The organism is Thiemannella venezuelensis (assembly GCF_014203605.1).
Classification (GTDB): domain Bacteria; phylum Actinomycetota; class Actinomycetes; order Streptosporangiales; family Streptosporangiaceae; genus Planomonospora_A; species Planomonospora_A venezuelensis.
Window position 1 is genome coordinate 24,286 of sequence record NZ_JACHJJ010000019.1, and the last position, 23,902, is coordinate 48,187.

The 23,902-nt window shown below is 72.7% G+C and carries 19 protein-coding genes; 7 read left to right on the forward strand and 12 right to left on the reverse strand.

The features are described from left to right. Positions 1 to 32 precede the first annotated feature (32 nt). Complete coding sequence (locus tag FHS22_RS24900; protein ID WP_184945406.1) at positions 33 to 1,142, forward strand: glycoside hydrolase family 19 protein; 1,110 nt, start codon at positions 33 to 35, stop codon at positions 1,140 to 1,142. 88 nt (positions 1,143 to 1,230) lie between these two features. On the opposite strand, the gene FHS22_RS24905 is transcribed toward FHS22_RS24900, so the two are convergent. Next, positions 1,231 to 2,628, reverse strand: coding sequence for an FAD-binding oxidoreductase (locus FHS22_RS24905; RefSeq protein ID WP_184945408.1), 1,398 nt, complete (start codon positions 2,626 to 2,628; stop codon positions 1,231 to 1,233). Positions 2,629 to 2,932: 304 nt separating this feature from the next. Between FHS22_RS24905 and FHS22_RS24910 the strand changes: the two genes are divergently transcribed. Continuing rightward, on the forward strand, positions 2,933 to 3,484 hold the full coding sequence (locus tag FHS22_RS24910; RefSeq protein ID WP_184945410.1) for a GNAT family N-acetyltransferase: 552 nt from the start codon (positions 2,933 to 2,935) through the stop codon (positions 3,482 to 3,484). Between the two features lie 20 nt (positions 3,485 to 3,504). Then, positions 3,505 to 7,173 (forward strand): ATP-binding protein, encoded by a 3,669-nt coding sequence (locus FHS22_RS24915; protein WP_184945412.1) that lies wholly within the window; start codon positions 3,505 to 3,507, stop codon positions 7,171 to 7,173. A gap of 33 nt (positions 7,174 to 7,206) precedes the next feature. Here the strand turns inward: FHS22_RS24915 and FHS22_RS24920 are convergent, their stop codons facing one another. The 8 genes from FHS22_RS24920 to FHS22_RS24955 all read right to left on the reverse strand — a co-directional run bounded on the left by FHS22_RS24920 (position 7,207) and on the right by FHS22_RS24955 (position 16,751). Next, a complete protein-coding gene (locus tag FHS22_RS24920; RefSeq protein ID WP_338047929.1) occupies positions 7,207 to 8,364 on the reverse strand; it encodes a DUF418 domain-containing protein in 1,158 nt (385 codons plus the stop codon). Positions 8,365 to 8,566: 202 nt separating this feature from the next. Beyond that, a complete protein-coding gene (locus FHS22_RS24925) occupies positions 8,567 to 9,496 on the reverse strand; it encodes an alpha/beta hydrolase (RefSeq protein WP_184945414.1) in 930 nt (309 codons plus the stop codon). Positions 9,497 to 9,640: 144 nt separating this feature from the next. After that, positions 9,641 to 11,035, reverse strand: coding sequence for an NAD(P)/FAD-dependent oxidoreductase (locus tag FHS22_RS24930; protein WP_184945416.1), 1,395 nt, complete (start codon positions 11,033 to 11,035; stop codon positions 9,641 to 9,643). A 177-nt stretch (positions 11,036 to 11,212) separates the two neighbouring features. Beyond that, the gene (locus tag FHS22_RS24935; protein ID WP_184945418.1) at positions 11,213 to 11,995 is read right to left on the reverse strand and encodes an ABC transporter permease; all 783 of its coding nucleotides are present in this window, start codon (positions 11,993 to 11,995) and stop codon (positions 11,213 to 11,215) included. Next, a complete protein-coding gene (locus FHS22_RS24940) occupies positions 11,992 to 12,855 on the reverse strand; it encodes an ABC transporter permease (protein WP_184945420.1) in 864 nt (287 codons plus the stop codon). The genes FHS22_RS24935 and FHS22_RS24940 overlap by 4 nt, the downstream gene beginning before the upstream one ends. Positions 12,856 to 12,858: 3 nt before the next feature. Beyond that, positions 12,859 to 14,112 (reverse strand): ABC transporter substrate-binding protein, encoded by a 1,254-nt coding sequence (locus FHS22_RS24945; protein ID WP_184945422.1) that lies wholly within the window; start codon positions 14,110 to 14,112, stop codon positions 12,859 to 12,861. A 9-nt stretch (positions 14,113 to 14,121) separates the two neighbouring features. After that, positions 14,122 to 15,267 (reverse strand): ABC transporter ATP-binding protein, encoded by a 1,146-nt coding sequence (locus tag FHS22_RS24950; protein ID WP_184945423.1) that lies wholly within the window; start codon positions 15,265 to 15,267, stop codon positions 14,122 to 14,124. A gap of 26 nt (positions 15,268 to 15,293) precedes the next feature. Next, positions 15,294 to 16,751, reverse strand: coding sequence for a gamma-aminobutyraldehyde dehydrogenase (locus FHS22_RS24955; protein ID WP_184945425.1), 1,458 nt, complete (start codon positions 16,749 to 16,751; stop codon positions 15,294 to 15,296). A 194-nt stretch (positions 16,752 to 16,945) separates the two neighbouring features. Between FHS22_RS24955 and FHS22_RS24960 the strand changes: the two genes are divergently transcribed. Further along, the gene (locus FHS22_RS24960; RefSeq protein ID WP_184945427.1) at positions 16,946 to 17,440 is read left to right on the forward strand and encodes an Lrp/AsnC family transcriptional regulator; all 495 of its coding nucleotides are present in this window, start codon (positions 16,946 to 16,948) and stop codon (positions 17,438 to 17,440) included. Between the two features lie 63 nt (positions 17,441 to 17,503). On the opposite strand, the gene FHS22_RS24965 is transcribed toward FHS22_RS24960, so the two are convergent. Next, positions 17,504 to 18,604 carry a DivIVA domain-containing protein gene (locus tag FHS22_RS24965; protein WP_184945429.1) on the reverse strand — a complete coding sequence of 367 codons (1,101 nt, stop codon included), beginning with the start codon at positions 18,602 to 18,604 and terminating at the stop codon, positions 17,504 to 17,506. A 107-nt stretch (positions 18,605 to 18,711) separates the two neighbouring features. On the opposite strand from FHS22_RS24965, the gene FHS22_RS24970 reads away from it, so the two are divergent. The 3 genes from FHS22_RS24970 to aspS all read left to right on the forward strand — a co-directional run bounded on the left by FHS22_RS24970 (position 18,712) and on the right by aspS (position 21,914). Next, complete coding sequence (locus FHS22_RS24970; RefSeq protein ID WP_338047930.1) at positions 18,712 to 19,407, forward strand: ABC transporter ATP-binding protein; 696 nt, start codon at positions 18,712 to 18,714, stop codon at positions 19,405 to 19,407. An 8-nt stretch (positions 19,408 to 19,415) separates the two neighbouring features. Beyond that, positions 19,416 to 20,075 (forward strand): hypothetical protein, encoded by a 660-nt coding sequence (locus FHS22_RS24975; RefSeq protein WP_184945433.1) that lies wholly within the window; start codon positions 19,416 to 19,418, stop codon positions 20,073 to 20,075. 462 nt (positions 20,076 to 20,537) lie between these two features. After that, entirely contained in the window at positions 20,538 to 21,914 is a 1,377-nt protein-coding gene (gene aspS, locus FHS22_RS24980) for an aspartate--tRNA(Asn) ligase (protein WP_184945435.1), read from the forward strand. Positions 21,915 to 22,040: 126 nt separating this feature from the next. On the opposite strand, the gene FHS22_RS24985 is transcribed toward aspS, so the two are convergent. Continuing rightward, a complete protein-coding gene (locus FHS22_RS24985; protein WP_184945437.1) occupies positions 22,041 to 22,610 on the reverse strand; it encodes a hypothetical protein in 570 nt (189 codons plus the stop codon). A 95-nt stretch (positions 22,611 to 22,705) separates the two neighbouring features. After that, a complete protein-coding gene (rlmN, locus tag FHS22_RS24990) occupies positions 22,706 to 23,830 on the reverse strand; it encodes a dual-specificity RNA methyltransferase RlmN (protein WP_184945439.1) in 1,125 nt (374 codons plus the stop codon). Positions 23,831 to 23,902 lie beyond the last annotated feature (72 nt).

Below are 23,902 nucleotides of genomic sequence, written 5' to 3' on the forward strand. Positions count from 1 at the left end.
CGGCCGGTCGTGCCGCACAGAGGAGTGATCGAGTGTCGAGACAGCGCATCCTGGCGTCCCTCGCGGGCGTGGCGGCCGCGGGCGCGCTCACGGTCGTCATGCCGGCGTCCCCCGCCGCCGCCGCGGCGGACTGCGCGGCGGCATGGAGCTCCTCGAAGGTGTACACCGGCGGCATGACGGCCTCCTACAAGGGACGCAACTGGTCCGCCAAGTGGTGGACCCAGAACGAGACCCCGGGTGTCACCACCTCCGGCGTCTGGGCGGACAAGGGCGCCTGCGGCGGCGGCACGACCACCCCGGCCCCGTCCCCGTCCTCCGCCCCGAGCTGCAACCACCCGGCCTGGGCGGCCGGCAGGGCCTACAAGACGGGCGACGTCGTCCGGTACACCGACGGCAGGTACTACCGGGCCGAGCACGACAACCCGGGCTACGACCCGGTCATCAGCACCTGGTACTGGGAGCCGTACGCCTGCAGCGGCGGCTCCACGCCCACCCCCACGCCGACCGGTCCCTCCACCCCCTCGGGCTTCGTGGTCAGCGAGGCGCAGTTCAACCAGATGTTCCCGAACCGGAACCCCTTCTACACCTACAAGGGGCTGACCGCGGCGCTCGGCGCCTACCCCGGCTTCGCCAAGACCGGCACCGACACGGTCAGGAAGCAGGAGGCCGCCGCCTTCCTGGCCAACGTCAACCACGAGACCGGCGGCCTGGTCCACGTGGTGGAGCAGAACACCGCGAACTACTCGCACTACTGCGACCGCAGCCAGTCCTACGGCTGCCCGGCCGGCCAGTCGGCCTACTACGGACGCGGCCCGATCCAGCTGAGCTGGAACTTCAACTACAAGGCGGCCGGCGACGCGCTCGGCATCAACCTGCTCAGCAACCCCAACCTGGTGCAGACCGACTCGGCGGTGGCCTGGAAGACCGCCCTGTGGTACTGGAACACCCAGAACGGCCCCGGCACCATGACCCCGCACAACGCCATGGTCAACGGCCGCGGCTTCGGCGAGACCATCCGCAGCATCAACGGCAGCCTGGAGTGCGGCGGCCGCAACCCCGCCCAGGTGCAGAGCCGGGTGAACTCCTACCAGAGGTTCACCCAGATCCTGGGCACCACCCCGGGCTCCAACCTGACCTGCTGACACCTCCCCCTCTCAGCACGGGTTCCCGGGCATGGCGGAAGGGCGCGGACCACCGGTCCGCGCCCTTCCCGTACGGCGGGGCACCGGCTCAGACGCGCGGGACCACGTGCCCGAAGCGGAAGAGCCGGGCCGGGTCGTACAGCTCCTTCAGCTCCGCCAGCTTGCGCAGCACCGGCTCCGGCCAGGCGCGGGAGAGCTGCTCCGGGGCGAGCGCCCCGCCCTGGAAGTTGAGCAGCGAGCCCCCGGTCGCCCAGGGGGCGACGGCGTCGATCACCGCCTGGGCGCAGCCCGGGACGACGGCCTCCAGCAGCTCGGGGACGGGCGCCCCGATGACCAGCAGCGAGAAGGCGGCGCCGCGCCCGCCGACGGCGTTGGGCTCCTTGGGCTCGCGGGCCAGCGCCCCGCCGAGCTGCCGCAGCTCCAGGATCGCGAGCGGGACGTCCGCGGCGGGACCGGCCGCCGCCAGCAGCGCGTCCACCGCCTCCTCGGGCAGCTCCCGCAGGAGGGCGCCGCGCTCGTAGGTCGGCATCGGATCCACCGGGTCGCTGTGCACGGAGTCGAGCGCGGTGTACGGCATGCGCCCGACACCGCCGAACACCGGCTCGGCCACGGCGCGCATGGGGGCCAGCAGCGCCTCGGCCGCCCGGTCCTCGCCCAGGAAGGCGAAGCGGAGGTGGACGACCAGGCGGCCGCGGAGCGGTTCCGGGAGCTCGGGCAGCGGGGGCAGGCGCAGGATCGCCACCGAGGTGGTGGCGGCCTCCGGCAGCGTTCCGGCCCACTCCCGGTAGGCGTGCAGGACCCGGGAGGCGTCCTCGGCGGCGTAGTAGAGGCCGCCGCCGTACAGGGAGGTCACCGGGAAGAGGTCGACGGTCATCGAGGTGACCACGCCGAAACTGCCCTTGCCCCCGCGCAGCGCCCAGAACAGGTCGGGCTCGCGACCGGAGTCGGCGGTGCGGAGGGTGCCGTCCGCCGTCACGAGAGTGATCTCCCGGACGTGGTCGGCGGCGAAGCCGAAGGTCCGCGCGATCGGGCCGATCCCGCCGCCCAGCGTGTAGCCCACCGCGCCGACCCCGGAGGACGAGCCGCTGAGCGGGGCCAGGCCGTGCGGGGCCGCGGCCTCGACGACCTCGGCCCAGGTGCAGCCCGCGCCGATCACGGCGCTGCGCGCGGACGGGTCGACGCCGACCCCGCGCATCCGCGAGGTGGTGATCAGCAGCGCCCCGTCCGCCGCCTGGACCGCGCCGTGGCCGGTGGCCTGGACGGCGACCGGCAGCGAGCGTGCGGCGGCGAAGCGGACCGCGGCCGCCACGTCCTCGGCGCCGGTCGCGCCGACGACGAGCGCGGGACGGTGCCGGACGGCGAGGTTGAACCCGGCCGTCTCCTCCTCGAAGCCGTCCTGGCCCGGCGTGAGCACGGGCCCGGAGACCTGCTCGCGCAGCGTCGCGAGCTCCGCGTCGGCAAGGGCGGCGGTCGGGTGGGTGGTCATGGATCTTCTCCTGGTGGTGAGGGCGGTCGGGCCGGTTGCCGCCGGACACGACCGGGTCCGGCCCTCCAGTTCTCGCACCTCCCGCTAGGAGGCCGCTGGGCCGCCGGCTGGGGGCCGGCCTGGGAACGGCCTGGGGACGGCTTGGAACCGGCTGGACGGCGGCCCAGCGCGCCCCGGCCCCGCCAGGGCGGCACGGCGGGCCCGGCACGCCGGCGCGCGGCGGTTCCCCCGCGACGCGGTCCCGTGACGCGCCCTCCTAGCCGGGTCCTAGCGGCTTCCTAGAAGACCGGCCGATGCTGCGGGCATGCCGTCGCCACCCGAGTCCGGTCTCCCCACCACCCTGCTGCTGCGCGAGGTTCCGGCGCACGCGGGCACGGCGGGTACGGAGCTGCTCGCCCCAGCGCTCGCCGGGGCGCTCAGGGAGACGCCGGCCGCCCGCTGCCGCATGTACGTGCTGGCCGACCTGGCGGGCCCGGCCGCCGCTCCGCCCGCGGCCGCCGTCCTGGTCGAGACGGAGTCCGCCGCCCGCCGGGCCCGTCTGCGCGCGCTCGCCGTGGCCCCGCCGTACCGGCGCAGGGGCTTCGGCCGGCGGCTGCTGGCGGACCTGCTGACCGAACTGCGCGCCGACGGGGTACGGCGGGTGCACTATCGCGAGGACGCCGAGGACTGCGGCGTGTCCGCGCTGCTCCGCTCGGCCGGTTTCACCTGCGAGGAAGGGGGTCCGGGCGGCCCGAGGCAGCCCGGAGCACCGAATCCTCACGAATTGAGGGAGACCGGGGGACTTGAGGTGACATATCAGTACGATGAGGCCGAGACCGGGCCTCTCGCGATCGTCTGGCTCGTGCGGGAACTGTGATGCGAACGGCGGTCTATGGCATGCGAGCCCCAGCAGGTCGGACGGGCGGACCCGCGGACGGGACCGCAGGCGGCACCGCGAGCGGGACGGCCGGCGGAGCGGGGGACCTGCTGGACTTCCGGATCCTGGGGCCGCTGGAGGTCGTGGACGCCTCGGGGACGGCTCTCGACATCGGGTCCCGCAAGCAGCGGGCCGTGCTGGCGCTCCTGCTGCTGAACGCCCCGCACGTCCTCCCCCTCGACCGGCTGATCGGCCGGCTGTGGGCGGACGAGCCCCCGTCCAGCGCCACGGGAACGCTCCAGGCCTACATCTCCCAGCTCCGCAGGGTCCTCGAACCGCGGCGCAGCCCGCGCTCCCCCGCCCGGCTCCTGCGCACCCGCGAGCCCGGCTACCTGCTGGACGTCTCCACCGGCCAGGTGGACGCCGGCCGCTTCGCCGCAGCCGCCGAGACGGCGCGCGCCGCGCTGTCCGGCGGCAGGCCGGAGGAGGTCGAGCGCGTCCTGGAACCCGTCCTGCGGGAGTGGCGCGGAGAGCCGCTCGCCGACTTCCCGGACGAGCCCTTCGCACGGCCGACCGCCGCCCGGCTCATCGAGACCCGGATGTCGGCGCTGTCGGTCCGCGCGGAGTCCTGGCTCGCCATGGGGCGCAACGCCGAGACGGCCGTCGAGGCCGAGCGCCTGCTCGGCCTCGACCCCTACCGCGAAGGGCTGTGGGCCCTGCTGATGCGCGCCCTGTACCGGGACCGCAGGCAGGCGGAGGCGCTGGCCGCCTACCAGCGCTGCCGCACGCTCCTCGGTGACGAGCTCGGACTGGACCCCAGCCCGGAGCTGCGGCGGCTGGAGCGGGCCGTCCTCGACCAGGACGAGGCCCTCGACGGCCCCGGCGGCCCCTGGCCGCCCGTGTCCGCCACCCTCGCGGAGCCGGCCGGGCCCGCCGCGACCGGCCTCCTGCCGGCGGCCCCGCCGCCCCTCCCGCCCGCGGTGCCGGCCGCCGCTCCGGGGCCGGCCCCGATCCCCCCGGCGGGACCGGCGGCCGGCGGAACGCGCGGCGTCCCGGCTCCGTCCTCCGGGCCGGGGAGCGCGGGGAGCACGGGGATCCTGCCCCGGCTCGTCGGCAGGGAGCCCCACCTGCGCCGGATCGCCGAGCGCCTGTCGGAGACGGGACGCGGCATGGGCGGGGTGTTCGTGGTGGGCGGCGAGTCCGGCATCGGCAAGACCCGGCTGGCCGAGGCCGCCGCGGAGCTGGCCGGCGGGCTCGGCCTCACCGTGGTGTGGAGCCGGTGCGCCGAGAGCAGCGGGGCGCCGGCGTTCTGGCCGTGGATCCAGGTCCTGCAGGAGCTGGACGAGGGGGACGGCTGCGAGCTGGGCGCGGTGCTCCACCGGCTGACCTGCGACGACCCGGGGGAGGCCGCCGACCCCGACACCGCGCGTTTCCTGCTCTACGACGCCGCCGCCAAGGCCCTGTCCCGGCGCGCGGCGCAGACGCCCGTGCTGGTGCTCATGGAGGACGTCCACTGGGCGGACGCCGCCTCGCTGAAACTGCTGACCTTTCTCGGCGGCGACCTGCACCGGGTTCCGCTGCTGGTGCTGGCCACCGTACGCCAGGAGTCCGCCGAGGCGCGGCCGGCGCTGACCGCCGCGCTGGGTGAGCTGACCCGGCAGCGGGGCACCGAGCGGATGACCGTCACCGCCTTCACTCCCGAGCAGATCGCGGACTACCTGGGCGAGGCCGGCTCCGTCCCCGCCCGTCCGCCGGGTGCCTCCGGCCCGGTCCGGGCGCCGCACGGGCCGTACGGCGCGGACCCGGCTCTCGTCCACGCGCTGCACGACCGGACCGGCGGGAACCCGTTCTTCCTGGGCGAGCTCCTCCGGCTGCTGGCCAGCGTGCGCTCCCTGGACCAGGTGGCCGCCGAGGACGTGGCCTCGCTCGCCGTGCCCGACGGGGTGCGCGACGTCATCACCCAGCGGGTGTCGCGGCTGCCGGAGGACTCCCAGGCCCTGCTGCGGGCCGCCGCGGTGATCGGCCGGGACGTCGACGCGGACGTGCTGGAGGCCGCCTCGGGGATCGGCGGCGCGCGGATGATGATGCTGCTGGAGCCCGCCGTGGCGACGGGCCTGCTCACCGAGGTGGACGGCGGCTGGGACTACCGCTTCTCGCACGCCCTGGTGCGGGAGACCCTGTACGCCGGGCTGAGCCGGCTGCAGCGGGCTCAGCTCCACGGGCGGGTGGGCGAGGCGATCGAGAACCTCTCCCGGGGGGACGTGACCACGCGGCTGCCGGTGCTGGCCCACCACTTCGGCATGGCCGCCCGGGTCGGCCGCTCGGCCAAGGCCGGCTCGTACGCGGCACGGGCGGCGGTGCAGGCCGCGAGCCATCTCGCCTACGACGAGGCGGTCGCGCTCTGGGAGCAGGCGCTCGCCGTCCTCGACCCCGCCGCGCCGGACTCGGCCTCGGCCCGCTGCGCGCTGCTCATCGAGCTCGGCCGGGCCCGGCGGGTGACGGGTGACGTGATCGGGGCGCGGGCCGCGCTGGACGAGGCGGTGACGCTGGCCACCCGGCTGGGGGACGACGCGGCCGTGACCGAGGCGGCGACCGTCTTCGGCGGGGTGACGCTCTGGAACTGGCGCTCCTACGGGGTCGTGGACCAGCGCATGGTGGGCGTGCTGGAGGACCAGCTCGCCCGGCAGGCACCGGGCCGGGAGCACCGGCGCGCGGAGCTGCTCGGCACGCTCGGCGTGGAGCTGTACTACGGGGAGCGCCGCGAGGAGGGGCGGCGGCACGCCGCGGAGGCCGTCGCGCTGGCACGGCGTTCCGGCGACCCCCGGTTGCTGGCCCGGACCCTGAACAACTTCGTCATCGCGACCTGGACCCCCGAGGACGAGGCGGAGCACTTCCAGGCCGCCGAGGAGATCCTGACGCTGCCGGAGCTGCCCCGCGTGGCCGAGATCATCGCCCGCCTGCACCGCATGCCGCGGCTCCTCACCTCCGGCATGCTCGCCGAGTACGACGCCGACCTCGCCCGCTGCCTGCGGATGACCTCCGAGGTGCGGATGCCGGAGATCGAGACGCAGGTGACCTACGCGGCGACGGGGCGGGCGATGCTCGGCGGCGACTGGGACGAGGTCGACCGGCTCTCCGCGATCGCCTCCGACAGCTACCGCCGCACCAGCCTGTGGGGGCCCGACACCCTCAAGCTGCTCTGCGCGGCCGTCTCCTGCTGGGCCCGGGGACGGCCACCGGGCGAGCTGCTGCCCCGGCTGGCCGAGGCGGGCGAGGACGACTCCAACCTCCTGCTGCGCCCCACCGCCGTGCTGGCCGCGGTCGAGGCCGGGGACGAGGCTCTCGCGCACCGGCTGGTCGACCGCTGGGGCACCGCCGCTGAGCGGGACTGGACGTGGCGGTTCGTCGTCTGGCAGTGGGGGCTGGTCTCCGCCCGGATCGGCCGTCCCGACCCGCACGGCCTGCTCGCGGAGCTGACGCCGATCGCCTCGCAGCTGGTGACCCTGGGCACCGGCTGCATCTCGTGGGGGGCTCTGGACGACACCGTGGCGCTGCTGCTGCGCCGGACGGGGCGGGCCGGGGAGGCCCTCGCCCACGCGGAGCGGGCCCTGGAGACCCACCGCCGCCTGGGCCTGGGGCACCTGGAACGGCGCAGCGCCGCCCTCGTACGGGAGCTGCGGGAGGGCTGACACCCGCCGGCGCCATGGGCGGGATCGCTCAGGTCACCGCAGCGGGGCGCGCTCCGGCCCGCGGCGGGAGCGCTGGGGCGCCTGGTAGGCCCACTGCCACAGCAGCTCCAGCGGCCCCCGGTCGAAGCGGCGCAGCCAGAGCGAGGCCAGCGTCATGAACAGCAGGCAGACGCCCGCCCAGGCGACCGGCACCCACCACGGCCGCAGGCCGTCCAGGCGCGCGGCCAGCCCGAGGCCCCAGCCGTAGCAGAGCGCGGCCCCCACCAGGTTCTGGAAGACGTAGCAGCTCAACGCGGTCCGGCCGACGGCCGTCAGACCCCGCCGCACCGGGCCGGGGGCGCCGCTCACCCGGTGGGCGAGGGTGGCGACCAGGCCGAGCAGTCCCAGCGCCACCAGCGGCGGCAGCAGGTAGCGGTCCACCAGGAACCAGTCCTCCCCCGCGTAGGAGGTCAGCAGGTTCAGCGGGACGCCTGCGCCGAGCCCGACGATCATGATTTTGCGCCGCAGCGCGGCGCCCCGCTCGGAGCGTTCGAACACTCCGGCCCGCATCAGCCGCGAGCCCAGCAGGAACAGCACGATGCCCAGCGGGACGATGAACACCGCCTCCAGCCGGTAGAGGACGAACAGCTCGGCCCGGGCGGCGACCTGCTCGGCGTAGCTTCCGGCGCTGAACAGCGTGTCCTCCCCGGAGGCCGGTCCGGCGGCCGTGTCCCTACCTGCCGACAGGGCGGCGGTGAGCAGGCCGATCACCACCGCGAACACCACGCCCACGCCGATGATCCAGGCACGGACCACCCGGTCGCTCCGGCCGATCAGACAGGCGACGATCATCGAAGTGACCGCGTAGCCCATCAGCACGTCGAACTCGAAGATCAGGAAGTAGTGGATCAGGCCCTCGGCGAACAGCAGCGCCGCCCGCCACAGGTACCAGCCCGGCCAGGGCGCGCCCCGCCTCCGCGCCGAGCGGTACTGCAGTTCCAGGCCGACCCCGAACAGCAGGGTGAGCAGGGCCAGGAACTTGCCGTTGGTCAGGAACCTCAGGAAGGTCTCCACGGCACCGGGCTGCGCCAGCGCGTCGAGGACGCCCGCAGGGCCGCCGGGGTCGGTGAAAATCCAGATGTTGGTGCCCAGCGTGCCCATGATGGCCACTCCCCTGAGCACGTCGAGCACGTCGATGCGTTGGTTCGTCACCTACCCCACGATTGCGCCCGGATCGGCAGGGGACATCCTCGTCCGGTGCCGACCCGGCCGTACATCGATGGATGTACGGCCCTCGACTTCGGTCGCACCGGACGGCACCGGCGCGCGTCACGGCCACGGATCACGGCCACGGATCACTGTGCCGGATCACGGTGCCGGATCACGGTGGACGACGTCCCCGCCCGGCAGGCCGTCAGCCGCCGGCCGGAGCCGCGCCCGCGTCGCGGGACGGTCCGCGGAGGTGCTCGCCGAGGAAGGCGGTGACGGCCTCGACGGCCTGGGTGACGTACGGCTCGGCGTCGTAGAGGTCGATGTGCAGCCGGGCGTCCAGCCAGAGGAGCTTCTTGGGCTCGTCCATGCGCTTGTAGGCCTCCTCCGCGCCCTCCGGCGAGCAGAAGCGGTCGACGACGCCGTGCACGATCAACCCCGGTTTGGGTGACAGGAAGTCGGCGCCGGTCATGTTGTCGACCGTGACCAGCTCGCGCAGGGAGGCCCGGGTGACCTCGTTGCGCCAGTGCGGCGAGGCGCTCCGGGAGGTGCCGTAGTAGGCGAACGGCTCGTCGCCGGGCATCGCCGCCTCCCCCTCCTCCGCCACGACCGGCATGTACTCGACCGGTCCCCCGAGGTCCTGGCGCTCCAGGACCTCGGTGAAGGAGGCCAGCGCACCCTGGTAGCCGGCCGGGGACATCCCGGCGCGCATGGCGTAGGGGTTGTTGTAGGCCCCGGCGATGCCGGCGAAGGCCTTCACCCGCGGGTCGAACGCGGCGAAGCGCAGCGCGTAGCCCCCGCCCAGGCAGATGCCGACCGCGCCGATCCGGTCTCCGTCCACCTCCGGCCGGGCACGCAGCAGCGAGACCGCGGCCCGCAGGTCCTGGAGCTTGCCCTGCGGGTCCTCGTGCCGGCGCGGCTGCCCGCCGGACTCGCCCCAGTTGCGGTGGTCGAAGGCCAGTGTCGCGTATCCGGCCTCGGCCAGCCGCGCGCCGTACACCCCGGCCACCTGGTCGCGGGTGCCGGTGAACGGTCCGGTGAGGACCAGCGCCGGGTGCGGCCCCGGCCCTGCGGGGACGCGCAGGTCGCCGACGAGCGTGATCCCGTCGGCGGCGAACTCAACTCTCTCGATCATGTCCTCCAGTCTGTACGGCCCGCGCCTCCGGAGCCAGCCGGGAAACGCCCGCCGTGGACGACGCCGGGCGCCCGCCTGCGGGCGACGGCGGGCGGCCCGGGGCCCGCCCGCGGACGACGCGGGCCCCGGCCGTACAGGACGCTCCTAGGAGTCGAACCCGAGACCCATCCGGTCCAGGGTCCGCAGCCACAGGTTGCGGCGGCCCTGGTTGAGGTCGGCCCGGGCGATCGACCAGCGGGTCATCTGGATCCCCGCCGAGCGGACCGGCTCGGGCGGGAAGGGGATCGGCTTCTCCTTCACCATCCGCAGTTCGGTCCGCTCGGTCCGCTCCCCGCTCAGCAGGTCGAGCATGACGTTCGCCCCGAACCTGGTCGCCCCGACGCCCATGCCGGTGTAGCCGACGGCGTAGGCCAGGCGCCCGCCGTGCGACTGCCCGTAGAAGGCGCTGAAGCGGCTGCAGGTGTCGATGATCCCGCCCCACCGGTGGGTGAAGCGCAGGCCCGACAGCTGGGGGAACGTCTCGAAGAAGTGCCCGGCCAGCTTGACGAAGGTCTCGTCGCGCTGCTCGTACTCCGGCCTGATCTTCCCGCCGTTGTAGTAGACCGCGTCGTAGCCGCCCCACAGGATGCGGTTGTCGGCGGTCAGCCGGTAGTAGTGGAACTGGTTGGCCGAGTCGCCGACGCCCTGCCGGTTGTGCCAGCCGACCGAGGCCAGTTGCCCGGCCGAGAGCGGCTCGGTCATCAGCGCGTAGTCGTAGACCGGCACCAGGAAGTGCTTCAGCCGCCGCAGCAGGGGCTGGAACACGCCGGTGCCGAGGGCGACCCTGGCGGCCTTCACCGTGCCGTACGGGGTGATCAGGTCCAGGCCCGCGAGGTCGTCCTTGACGGACCGGACCGGCGTGCGCTCGTGGATGCGCACGCCCGCCTCCAGGCAGGCGCGCCTCAGTCCCCACGCCAGCCGGGCGGGGTCGAGCATGGCGCAGCCGTCACGCTCCCACATCCCTCCGGCGTAGGTGGGCGAGTTCACCTCCGCCCGTACCTGGTCCCGGTCCATCACATCGAACCGCACGCCCAGCTCGCGGGCGACCTGCGCGCTCTCGTGCATCTCCTCGAGCTGCCACGGCGCGGTCGCGACGTGCAGCTCACCGGTGCGCTCGTAACCGCAGTCGATGCCGTAGCGGGCGACGGTCTCGCCGATCTCGTCGAGGTTGCGCAGACCCATGTGCTCAAGGGTCATGATCTCCTCTGGCCAGCGCTCCAGCCCGTTGGCGATGCCGTGGGTGAGGGTCGCCATCGCGAAGCCGCCGTTGCGGCCGGAGGCCGCCCAGCCGATCCTGCGTCCTTCGAGCAGGACCACGTCCAGCGACGGGTCGCGCTCCTTGGCCATCAGGGCCGTCCACAGCCCCGAGAAGCCTCCGCCGACCACCGCGAGGTCGGCCGTGGTGTTTCCGAAGAGCCGCGGCTGCGGCTCCGGGTTCGCCGGACTGTCGAGCCAGTACGGCTTGCGCTCCGCATCAGTCAGTGCCTTCAGCGGATCCACAATCTCACTTCCCAACGTGAGTCTTGAAAAAAGGTTGTTTGATTGCTCGATCAGTCAGTTGATCGGGCGCGGGTTCCCCCCGCCTGATTCCGATCTCGCCTCCCTGTTCCTTGCCGCGTTCCCTGTCCGGGCGGTATGACGGAGCCCCGCGCCGCGCGGCGCGGGGCTCCGGAGTCCTCAGGTGCGGCGCCGGCTCGCGATCGCGTTGGCGACCGCGATCGCGACCCCGATGCCGAAGATGAGCGTGCCCATCACGTTGACCTGCGGCGGGATGCCCACCTTGACCGAGCCGATGATCCACAGCGGGAACGTCAGCTCGTTGCCGTTGACGAAGCTCGTCACGACGTAGTCGTCGATGGACAGCGCGAAGGCCAGCATGGCCCCGGCGAGCACACCGGGCATGATCGCCGGCAGGGTGACCAGGCGGAACGTGGTCCACGTGCCCGCCCCCAGGTCCCTGGCCGCCTCCTCGAGGGAGGGGTCGAGCCCGACCACCCGGGCGCGCACCGTCACCACCACGAAGGAGAGCGAGAACAGCACGTGCGCGATGGTGATCGTGGCCAGGCCCCTCGGGGTGTTCCCCGAGACGAACAGCGACAGCAGCGAGGCCCCCATGACCAGTTCGGGCGTCGAGATCGCCGCGAAGACGAGGAAGTTGCTCAGCCCCTTGCCGCGGAAGCGGTGGCGTCCCAGGGCCAGGCCCAGAGCGGTGCCGATCACGGTGGTCAGCACCGTGCTGACGACCGCGACCTGCAGGGAGTTGACCAGCGCCTCGGTGAGGGAGCCGTCCGCGAACAGCTCCCGGTACCAGCGGAGCGTGAACCCCTGCCACGAGGTGTTGGACTTGCTCTTCTTGTCGTTGAAGCCGAACATGATCATCACGAGGATCGGCGCGGTGAGCCACGCGATGATCAGCCAGGTGTAGCCGTGCAGGAGCCGGTCGCCGAGCTTGCCTCTCATCGGGCCGCCGCCTCCAGCACGTTCTCGGTGCCGAGCGACCGGGCGTAGACGAAGATGCCCACCAGCAGCACCGCCATCAGCGTGAACGACAGCGCCGACGCGGTCGGGTAGTCGTTGTTGGTCATGTACTCGGTCTGGATGATGTTGCCGATCATCGTGTTCCCGGTGCCGCCGAGCACCCGGGCGTTGACCGGGTCGGCCGTGGCCGGCACGAAGGTCATCAGCACGCCCGCGAAGACGCCCGGCAGCGAGAGCGGGAGCACCACCCTGCGGAAGGCCGCCCACCGCGAGGCGTACAGGTCGTAGGCGGCCTCGATCACCCGCGGGTCCACCCGCTCCAGCGCCACGTAGATCGGCAGCACCATGAACGGCAGGAAGTTGTAGACCAGGCCGCCGATCACCGCCACGTCCGTGGCCAGCACGTGGAAGTCACCGGGCAGCAGGCCCGCCGACTTCAGCGGCCCGAACAGGATGCCGTCGTCGGCGAGGATGAAGCCCCAGGAGATCGTGCGCAGCACGAACGAGACGAAGAACGGCAGCAGCAGGAGGAACAGGTACACCGACTTGTTCCTGCCGCCCTTGAAGGCGATCCAGTAGGCCACCGGGTAGGCCAGCAGCAGCATGACCACCGTGGCCGTGCCGCCGTAGATCAGCGACCTGACCAGTTGCGTGTGGTACTGCCCGATGGCGTCGGCGTAGTTGGACACGCTGAAGGTCTGCTGGAACCCCTCCAGGAGGTTGCCGGTCGTCAGCGAGACCGAGGCCATGGCGGCGATCGGGACCACGAAGAAGATCGCGAACCAGATCCAGGCCGGCAGGGCCAGCAGGTACGGCGCGGCGGCCGCTTTGGCTCTTCTCATCCGCTAGCCCTGGGTGACGGCCTGGAACATGCCCTCGAAGGCCTCCTGGTCGGCCGGCTGGGCGGGCGAGATGTAACCGTGCAGCTTGGCGTAGTCGGCCTCGGTCGGGAAGACCAGCGGGCTGCCGACCATCGCCTCGAGGGCCTCCTTGTCCTCGCCCTTCAGTCCCGCGGCCTTGGTCGACAGGAGGTCCTTCACGGCGGGCACCGGCGTGACGAACTGGATGTACTCCGTGAGCTCGGCGGCGATCTCCGGCTTGTAGAGGTAGTCCATCAGCATGAGCGCGTCGACCGGGTTGGCCGCGCCCTTGGGGATCATCATGTTGTCGGTCCAGATGGTGCCGCCCTCCTCGGGCACCGCGAACGCGACCGGCTCCCCGGCGAGCTGCCGCTGGAAGACGTCGCCCGACCAGCCCATGGTCAGCCACACGTCGCCCTTGGAGACGGCGTCGATGTAGTCCTGGTCGTAGTACTTGCGGACGATGCCGCCGTCGCGCTGCTCCTTGAGCTTGGCGGCGGCCTTCTCCCAGTCGGCCCTGGTGGACTTCTCCGGGTCGATGCCGAGCGCGAACAGGCCGAAGTTGGCGATCTCCTGGGAGTCGGCCATCATGCCGACCTTGCCCTTGTACTTGGGGTCGAACAGGGCCTGGATGCTGGTGATCGGCTCCTTGACGTACTTGGTGTTGTACGCGATGCCGGTCAGTCCGGAGGTGTAGGGGATGGAGTAGGTGTTGTTCGGGTCGTAGGCCGGGTTCTTGTACTTCGGCGCGGCGTTGGCGGCGAAGTTCGGCAGCTGCTTGTGGTCCAGCGCGACCAGGTAGCCCAGGGCCTGCATGCGGGCGAACTGCGTGCCGTTGGTCATCACGATGATGTCGTAGCCCAGCGACTGCCCGGCCCGCAGCTGCGGCTCGGACTTGCCGAAGAACGACGCGTTCTCCTCGATGACCTCGAGATACTCGAACGCGGTACCGGTCTCCTGCTGGAACTTCTTCAGCGGGCCGCGGTCCTCGGGCATGTACTCCGGCCAGTTGGCGAAGACGACCTTGCCGTTCTTCTGCTTTCCGGCCCAGAAGTCGGCGACCTCCGACGGCTTGGGCGCGGCCTTCTTCTGACCCTGGACCCCGCAGGCGCTCAGGGCGAGCCCGGCGGCGGTGAGCCCGGCGAGGCGGAACACGTCACGGCGGCTGGCGACGCGGTTGCGCGTCATACCGCGGAGGAACGCGGGATCGATGAAGGGGGAGTTGTGCGGGGTGCTCATCGGGGGAGGTCAACTTCCAATCGCGTAGGAGTGCTGCGGCTGCCAGGACAACCACACCGAGTCACCGCGCTCGGCGGTGGTGCTGCTGTCATGGGCGTTCTGCTGGAAGACGGTCACCTCGGTGCCGCCGGGCAGCCCGACCACGTAGCTGTTGTAGGTGCCCAGGTAGACCACCTCGGAGACGGTGCCGCGCACCGCGCTTACCTCCCCCGCGGGTTCCTCGGTGGAAATGACGATCTTCTCGGGACGGACGGTGACCACGATCCGGTCCCCCACCCGGTGCGCGCCGTCCGCCACCAGGACCCGGCCGCTCTCACCCGCCGCCAGGACGGCGCAGCCGTCCGCCACCCGTTCGACCGTTCCGGTCAGCAGGTTGGAGGTGCCGATGAACCCGGCGACGAACGCGGTCGCCGGTCGCTCGTAGATCTCGCGCGGCGGCGCGAGCTGTTCGATCACGCCGTTGTTCATCACGGCGATGCGGTCGCTCATGGTGAGCGCCTCGCTCTGGTCGTGCGTGACGTAGACGAACGTGATGCCGACCTCGCGCTGGATGCGCTTGAGCTCGATCTGCATGGCCTGGCGGAGCTTGAGGTCCAGGGCGCCGAGCGGCTCGTCCAGCAGGAGCGCGCGGGGCCGGTTGACCAGGGCGCGGGCCAGGGCGACCCGCTGCTGCTGGCCGCCGGACATCTCCCGGGGACGGCGTTTCTCCCGCCCGGCGAGGTCGACGATCTCCAGCATCTCCCCGACGCGCCGCTTGATCTCGGCCTCGGCGACCTTCCTGCGCCGCAGGCCGAAGGCGACGTTCTCCCAGACGCTCATGTGCGGGAACAGCGCGTAGGACTGGAACACCATGTTCACGTCGCGCTTGTTCGGGGGGACGCCGGTCACGTCCTGACCGCGCAGCCGCACCGCCCCCCGCGACGGGTCCTCGAACCCGGCGATCATCCGCATGGTGGTGGTCTTGCCGCAGCCGGAGGGGCCGAGGAGCGAGAAGAACTCGCCCTCGGCGATGGACAGGGTGACGCCCTTGACCGCCTGGACGACCTCACCTTGGGCGAGGTACTCCTTGACGACTCCGTCGAGCTCGATGGCGGGCACCTCGGGTGCGGTGGGGGAGGCCGCGGCCTCCCCCGTGCCCGCCTGGGTTTTGGTCATACCAGGCTTATCCCTTAAGTTCGCAGCTATTCGCCGATGTAGTGCATGACGTGCTTGACCCGCAGGTAGTCGTGCAGACCGAAGACCGACAGGTCCTTACCGTAGCCGGAGTGCTTGAAGCCTCCGTGCGGCATCTCGGAGACGAACGGGATGTGGGTGTTGACCCACACGACGCCGAAGTCGAGTTTCTTCGACATCCGCATCGCCCGGCCGTGGTCGGAGGTCCACACCGAGCCCGACAGGCCGTACCTGACGCCGTTGGCCTTGGCGACCGCGTCGGCCTCGTCGGAGAAGGTCTGGACGGTGATGACCGGGCCGAAGACCTCGTTCTGCACCATCTCGTCGTCCTGCTGGAGGCCGTCCACGACGGTGGGGGCGAAGAAGTAGCCGGTGTCGCCGACGCGGTGGCCGCCGGTCAGGACCTTGGCGTGGCCCGGGACCCGGTCGAAGAAGCCCGCGACGCGCTCCAGCTGGGCGGCGTTGTTGAGCGGGCCGTACAGGGCCTCGTCGTCCGACAGGTCGCCGGTCCTGATGTTCGCGGCGGCCTCGACGAGCGCGGCGGTGAACTCGTCGTGGACATCCTCGTGGACCAGCACGCGGCAGGCGGCGGTGCAGTCCTGGCCCGCGTTGTACAGGCCCGCGGTGGCGATGGCCTCCGCGGCGGCCTTGAGGTCCTTGACGTCGTCGAAGACGACGACCGGGGCCTTGCCTCCGAGCTCCAGGTGGACCCGCTTGAGGTCGTCGGCCGCGGTCTTGGCCACCGCCATGCCCGCGCCCACCGAACCGGTGATCGCGACCATCTGCGCGGTCGGGTGGCCGACGACGAGGGCGCCGGTCTCGCGGTCGCCGACGACGACGTTGAAGACGCCCTTCGGCAGGATCTCACCCATGATCTCGGCCAGCTTGACGGTGGAGACCGGGGTGGTGTCGGACGGCTTGAGCACGACGGTGTTACCGGCGGCGAGCGCGGGAGCGATCTTCCAGACGGCCATCATCATCGGGTAGTTCCAGGGGGTGACCTGGCCCACGACGCCGATCGGCTCGTGCCGGATGACGGAGGTGTGGTCGGCGAGGAACTCGCCCGAGGTCGGTCCCTCCAGGGTGCGGGCGGCGCCGGCGAAGAAGCGGAAGTGGTCGGCGGCGACCGGCGTCTCGTCCTCGGCCATCCGGGCGCGGGGCTTGCCGGTGTTGCGGCACTCGGCCTCGTTCAGCTCGCCGGCCCGCGCCTCGATCGCGTCGGCGACCTTCAGCAGCAGGTTGGCGCGCTCACCCGGGGTGGTCTGGCTCCAGGACTCGAAGGCGGCGGCCGCGGCGGCGTAGGCTGCGTCCACGTCCTCCACGCCGGAGATCGGCGCCCGGAGGTACGCCTCCCCGGTGCACGGGTCGATGACGTCGGAGAACCGGCCGCTCACGGCCTCCACCAGCTCACCGTTGACGTAGTTGCGAAGACGGGTGAGCTCAGGGTTCTCAACCGGGGTGGTCACCGTCGACCTCCTAGGACATGGGGGCTGAGTTGTGGCGACTCTTACAGAGCGACAGCCCCGCGACAAGGGATTTCGTTGTGAAGATACCAAATTGCTACGGAATCGCTTGACACGACGGTCAAAGCTGACAACATGTCACACCGGAGATGCAACATGACGGCCATCGCCCCGAAACATGACGCCAGGGAGCGCGGATGACGACGCCACCCAAGGTACGCCGCGACCACGACGCCAAGGCCGGCACCGTGGTCCTCGACGAGATCTCCAAGAAGATCATCGAGGAGCTGCAGGGCGACGGGCGCAAGCCGTACGCGGCGATCGGCAAGGCGGTGGGCCTGTCCGAGGCGGCGGTCCGCCAGCGCGTCCAGCGCCTCCTGGACGCGGGGGTGATGCAGATCGTCGCCGTCACCGACCCGCTGACCCTCGGCTTCTCCCGCCAGGCCATGATCGGCATCAAGTGCGAGGGCGACCTGGAGATGGTGGCCGACGAGCTGTCGGCCATCGAGGAGATCGACTACGTCGTGCTGACCGCCGGATCCCTCGACATCATGGTCGAGGTCGTCTGCGAGAGCGACCAGCACCTGCTGGAGATCCTCGGCAAGATCCGCGCCATCCCCACCGTGCGCGCCACCGAGACCTTCGTCTACCTCAAGCTCCACAAGCAGACCTACTCGTGGGGCACCCGCTGATCCGCACGGCGCACCGGCCGGCCCCGTGAGCGCCCGAGCCCCGCGGACCCCTGCGCCGGGGCCTCACCCGATGGGGTAGCGCTCCAGGACCTCGGCCATCTCCGCGAGGAACCCGTCGACCTGGGTCACGGAGTATCCCGCCCTGAACATCACCGTGGTGAACCTGGCCTCCCGCACGTCCTGCGGGGTCAGCGGCCGCTCGGCGGTCCCCCGGAAGGTCGCCACCAGCCGGTCGAGGAAGACGTCCACCTCGCCCTCGTCGTAGCCCATGCCCAGCCGCCCCGGCCGGAAAGCCACCCGCTCGACCCTGACCGCCTGCTCCTCCCGGCCCGCGACGGCCAGGCTCTCCGGGAGCGGCGGCTTCGGCCACAGGTCGCGGGGGCGCCCGGGCCCGGCGGCGGGGGCCGCGCCCGTCCAGGCACCGCTCTCCCGGCTCCCGGCGGGACGGTCCTCCTGGGCGCGGAGCGCGGTGGACCCGGTCCCGGCCTCCCGGGCGCCGGGGATCGCGGCCCCGGGCTCCCCGGCGCCCGGGGCGTCGCTCCTCGGCTCCCGGACCTCGGCGGCCCCGGCCTCCGGCTCCGCCCCGCCGGTCCGGACGCCGGAGGACTCTCCCTCCTGCGCCCCGGCCACCCATATCTCGTCGGTGCCGGCCTCCTCCGCCGCCGCGGGGCCACCCGGGCGTCCCGCCGCGGCCGCGGGCCCGCCGGCCGGTGCACGGGGGATTCCGGCGTCCCCGGCCAGGACCTGACCGGTCCGGGGGCCGGTGACCGGGTCCTCGCCGTTCCCCGGGCGGGCGGCGGCGGACTCGGGGTCCGCGACGACCTCACCGGCCCTGATCTCACCGGTCCAGGGGCCGCCGGCGCGGGGCTCCGCCACCCGGTCCGCCGACCAGGGGTCCGCCGCCCGGGGGTCCGGGGCGTGGGACTGCTGGGCCGCGCGGGCCTCGACCGCCACGATGAAGGCCTCCAGCGCGAAGTCCACCGCGGTCTCGTTGTAGCCGCCCAGCTTCGTGCGGAAGCGCGCGTCGCGGATCTCGTCGGCGGTGATCGGCTCGCCGGCCGGCGTCCCCCTGCCCAGGGTGCCCTCGATCCGGCGGATCAGCGCGTCCACCTGGTCGGGGTCATAACCGGAACGCACGCCCAGCACCCGTGGAAAGCGGTTCACCCCGGATCCTTTCCATCCCTTTCACGTCAGACCCCCCATTCTGAGGGGACTCGGCCGGATAAAGCGAGCGATCACGGTAGGGTGACGGGCCTATGCGGCTTTCAGGCGTGTCCTTCCGATACTCCCGTCGCGGTCCCTGGATCCTCCGGGACATCGGGCTCGACCTGCCCGCGGGGTCCGTCGTGGAGGTCACCGGCCGCAACGGGGCCGGCAAGTCGACGCTCCTGCGGCTGCTGGCCGGGATCGTCCGCCCGTCCCGGGGGTCGGTCGCCGGACGCCCCCCGGTCGTCGGCTACGCCCCCGACGTGTTCCCGGTGGAGCAGCCCTTCACCGTCTCGGCCTACCTGGCCCGCATGTCCCGCATCCGGAGTGTTCCCCCCTCCTCCGGCGCGGCCCTCGCCGAACGGCTGAACGCCGCCCACCTGCTCGGCCTGCCGCTCGGCGACCTGTCCAAGGGCAGCGCGCAGAAGGTCGGCCTGATCCAGTCGCTGCTGGCCCCGCCCGGCCTGCTGATCCTCGACGAGCCCTTCGCCGGGCTCGACGAGCAGACCCGCGCCGAGCTCCCGGAGATCATCGCGGAGGTCGCCTCCGCGGGGGGCTCGGTCGTGGTCAGCGACCACCAGAACCAGCTCCGGAGCTTCCCCGGCGCCGCCCACTGGCTGGTCGAGGACGCCGGCGTCGCCGTCCGGGACGGCGAGCGGGTACGGCGGGCGGTCATCGAGGTGATCGTGGACGCCGCCGAGGCCGACGAGGTCGAGCAGAAGCTCCGCGCCGACGGCTACCTCACCAGGCGGTCCTCATGATCTCCCTCGTGCGGTTCAAACTGGCCGCCTACGCCGGATCCCATCGGCTGCTGCAGCCGGCGATCGCGCTCTTCACGATGATGCTGATCTTCTACTCGTCGGCGGTCCCGGCTGGCAAGGAGCTCGCCTCCTACGCGGACTCGGCCGGGCTGCTCATCATCGTCTTCGCCTGGGCCGCCCGGGGCCTGCTCGACACCGAGCCGTCCGGGCAGCGGCTGATCTCGATGACGGCGGCGGGGAGCCCCGGCCGGGAGATCGGCGCCGGGCTGCTCGCGGCCCTGGCCGTCAACCTCGGGCTGGCGGCGGTCGCGACGGTGTTCCCCCTGGTCGCCGGCTTCTCCGCCGCCCCCTCCCCCGGCGACCTCGCCAGGGGCGCGGGCCTGCACCTGCTCGGCCTGTTCGCCGGGACCGCGCTGGGCGCGCTGACCAGCAGGCCGATCCTGGCCTCCCCCGCCGCCGCCATGCTCGCACTATTCGGCGGCTACCTCGCCCTGCTGCTGCTCAGCCTCACCCCGGCCGGCGGGTTCACGGTGCCGATCATGCCGTGGATACGCGCGGCCAACGCCGGAACCCTCGACGAGATCCTGCTCCAGGTCGCGGCGGCCACCTTCTTCTGGTCCGCGGCCGCAACAGCCTGCTACGTACGGCTCCGCCGCACCCGCCCCTGACCCGAACCCCGCCTGTCCCGTTCGACGGCGCCCACCTGCGGCGGTCCCCGACACGCAGGGTCGGCCGGTGGGAAAACGTTTGCGGGTACGGCGGGCCTGCGCCTAAGATCACCGCAACGCGTCGACGGAGACGAGTAGTCCGGGGACCACGCGGGTCGGAGAGAGCCGCCGGAAGCTGCGAAGGCGGTCCCGTGCCCCGGGTGAAGACCCTCCCGAGCGCGGGGAGGAACGACCTGCCGGGGATCGGGACGAACCGGTTCACCACGGTCCAATGCCCCGCCGGCCGGCCCCCGTCACCGGGCCAGAACGAGGCCGCCGCCTCACCGTACGGCACCGCGGGCCGCCTGATCCGGCCGCCCGCCGCCGTCACGACGCGGCGGCGGCGAAAGTGCGGTGGCACCGCGAGTTGCCCTTCTCGCCCGCACTCCCAAGGGATCAGCTCATGCTCCGTAAGGGAATGTGATGATCCACCGAGTTCTCGCCGCCGACCTGCCTTCGCATGTCGGCCGCACCGTCCGTCTCGCCGGCTGGCTGCACCGCCGCCGCGAGCTGAAGTCCGTCTCGTTCCTGGTGGTCCGCGACCGCTCCGGGCTCGCCCAGGTCGTGCTCCGCGAGCCGGTGCCGTACCCGGAGGAGACCGTCCTGGAGATCACCGGCACCGTGGTCGCGAACCCGCAGGCCCCCGGCGGCGCCGAACTGGCCGCGGAGGTCCGCCCGCGGCCGGGAGGCCCCGGGCGGGCCCCGGACCGCGCTCCGGGCGGCGGGCCGGAGCGCAGCCGTACCCCGGCCGCCGGACCGGCGATCGAGGTGCTGTCGGAGGCCGTGCAGGCGCCGCCGTTCGACCTCTACCGGCCCGCCGTCCCGGCGGCGCTGCCGACCGTCCTCGACCACGCCCCCGCCGCGCTCCGCCACCCGCGCCTGCGGGCGCCGTTCGAGATCGCCGCGGCCGGGGTCGCCGGGTTCCGGGCCGCGCTGGACGGGCTGGGATTCACCGAGACCCATACCCCGAAGATCGTCGGCACCGCCACCGAGTCGGGGGCGAACGTCTTCGGCCTCGACTACTTCGGCCGCCCGGCCTTCCTGGCCCAGTCGCCGCAGTTCTACAAGCAGGCACTGGTCGGGGTCTTCGAGCGGGTCTACGAGGTGGGGCCGGTCTTCCGCGCCGAGCCGCACGACACCGCCCGGCACCTGGCGCAGTACACCAGTCTGGACGCCGAGCTGGGCTTCGTCCGCGACCACCGGGACGTGATGGCCGTGCTGCGGGAGGCGCTGGCGGGCATGCACGCGTCGGCGGCAGGGGGGGCCGGGGCGGCGCTCTCGCTGCTGGGGATCGCACTGCCCGAGGTACCGGAGGAGATCCCGGCGATCCACTTCGCCGACGCGCAGGAGCTGATCAGTCGGCACACCGGCGAGGACCCGCGGGGGGAGCCCGACCTGGCGCCCGCGCACGAGCGGTGGCTGGGCGCGTGGGCGCTGCGCGAGCACGGTTCGGAGTTCCTGTTCGTCACCGGCTACCCGATGATCAAGCGCCCGTTCTACACCCACCCCGACCCGGAGCGGCCGGAGTTCTCCCGGAGCTTCGACCTGCTCTTCCGGGGGCTGGAGCTGGTCACCGGCGGGCAGCGGCTGCACCGGTACGCCGACTACCTGGCCGCACTGGCCGCCCGGGGCGAGGACCCGGAGGCGTACACCGGCTACCTGGCGGCCTTCGCCTGCGGCATGCCCCCGCACGGCGGCTTCGCCATCGGGCTGGAGCGCTGGACCGCCCGGCTGACCGGGGCTGCCAACATCCGGCAGGCCACGCTGTTCCCGCGCGACCTGCACCGCCTCAGCCCCTGACGCCCCGGGAACCGCACTCCCCCGGTGCCTGCGCCCCCGCGAGTGCTCCGCGGCCCCGGGACCGCGGCGCTCCGGGCCTCCGGACTCCTCCGGAGGCCCGGAGCGCCGCGGTGGCCGCGTTCCGCGTCAGTTCTTCTTCTCCAGGTCTTCCAGCTCGAGCCTGGTCTTGTCGAAGGGGAGGTACGGGGCGGCCTCCTTCGACATGTGCAGGTAGCCGACCGTGTCGGAGTCGACCCAGTAGCAGCGGGTGCCCTCGCCCTCGGCGAGGTTCTGGCAGGCGGCGGCTGCGGGGCCCACGCCGGGGTTCACCGCGACCCAGTCCGTCCTCGCCCCGGCCGGCGTGCCCGCCTTCCCGGTCAGCGCGTCCAGGGCGCCCTTGAGATCGCTCACCTGCGCCTGGAACCCGGTGGCGGTGACCTGTTGGCCCGCGGTGACCCCCTCGGTGCTCCGGTAGGTCACGGTGAGCTGCTTGCCGGTGGCCTTGTGGTGCGTCCCGTCCGGGATCACGTCGTCCCCCGCGGCGGGCACGACGGAGACGCGGTCCATCGTGAACAGCCTCTCGGGGAAGGGCTCGGCGAAGGAGCCGGGCGCCTTGGTCGCCTCGGCGCCGGTCGTCGAGGCGGTCTCGTGGGCATGGGTGCATCCCGCCAGGACGCCCACCATGAGCGCGGTGAGGGAGATTCGTGCGATGTTCACCCTCCGAGGGTCCACTGGCACACTTGCATGCCACTTGTAACCCTCTGGTATTGATCGTGCCTCGACGTCCTTTATGGCGGGCGCCGTACGGCGGGCTACTCGGCCGCGGCGAGCTGGCCGCAGGCGCCGTCGATCTCGCGGCCGCGGGTGTCGCGGACCGTCACCGGGACGCCGTGGTGCTCCAGGCGGCGGACGAAGGCCCGCTCGTCCTCGGGCCGGGAGGCGGTCCACTTGGATCCCGGGGTGGGGTTGAGCGGGATCAGGTTGACGTGCACGAGCTTGTTCCTGACCAGCTTGCCGAGCAGGTCGGCCCGCCACTCCTGGTCGTTGACGTCCTTGATCAGGGCGTACTCGATGGAGACCCGGCGCTTGGTCTTCGCCGCGTAGTCCCAGGCCGCGGCGAGCACCTCGGCCACCTTCCACCGGGTGTTGATCGGCACCAGCGTGTCGCGCAGCTCGTCGTCGGGGGCGTGCAGGGAGAGCGCGAGCGTCACCGGCAGTCCCTCGGCGGCGAGCTTGCCGATCGCCGGGACCAGGCCCACGGTCGAGACCGTGACGCCGCGGGCGGAGATGCCCAGCCCGGAGGGCGCGGGCTCGACCAGGCGGCGGACCGCGCCGATCACGGCCTTGTAGTTGGCCAGCGGCTCGCCCATGCCCATGAAGACCACGTTGCTGACCCGGCCGGGACCCCCGGGGACCTCACCGGCCGCCAGCGCGCGGGCGCCCGCGACGACCTGCTCGACGATCTCGGCGGTCGACATGTTGCGGGTCAGGCCCGCCTGGCCGGTGGCGCAGAACGGGCAGTTCATGCCGCAGCCCGCCTGGGAGGAGACGCACATGGTGGTGCGGTCGGAGTAGCGCATGAGCACCGACTCGACCAGCGCGCCGTCGAACAGCCGCCACAGCGTCTTGCGGGTGGTGCCGCCGTCGGTGGTCAGCTCCCTGACCGGGGTCAGGAGCGTGGGGAACAGGGCGGCGCCGAACTTCTCCCGCGCCGCGGCGGGCAGGTCCGTCATCGCGGCCACGTCGCCGTTGAGCTTGTCGAAGTAGTGCCGGGAGAGCTGGTCGGCGCGGAACGGCTTCTCGCCCAGTTCGGCGACCGCGGCCCGGCGCTCGGCCATGGTGAGGTCGGCCAGGTGGCGCGCGGGCTTGGCCCGGCGGGGCGCCACGAAGGTGAGCTGGCCGGGGGCGGGGGTTCCTGCCGGGCTGGCGGTCGACACGTGCGAAGCCTTCTCTCGACGATTGCGCGAATACTCGAAGCGGTGCTCGGCCCTGATCTAGAGTCCGGATGT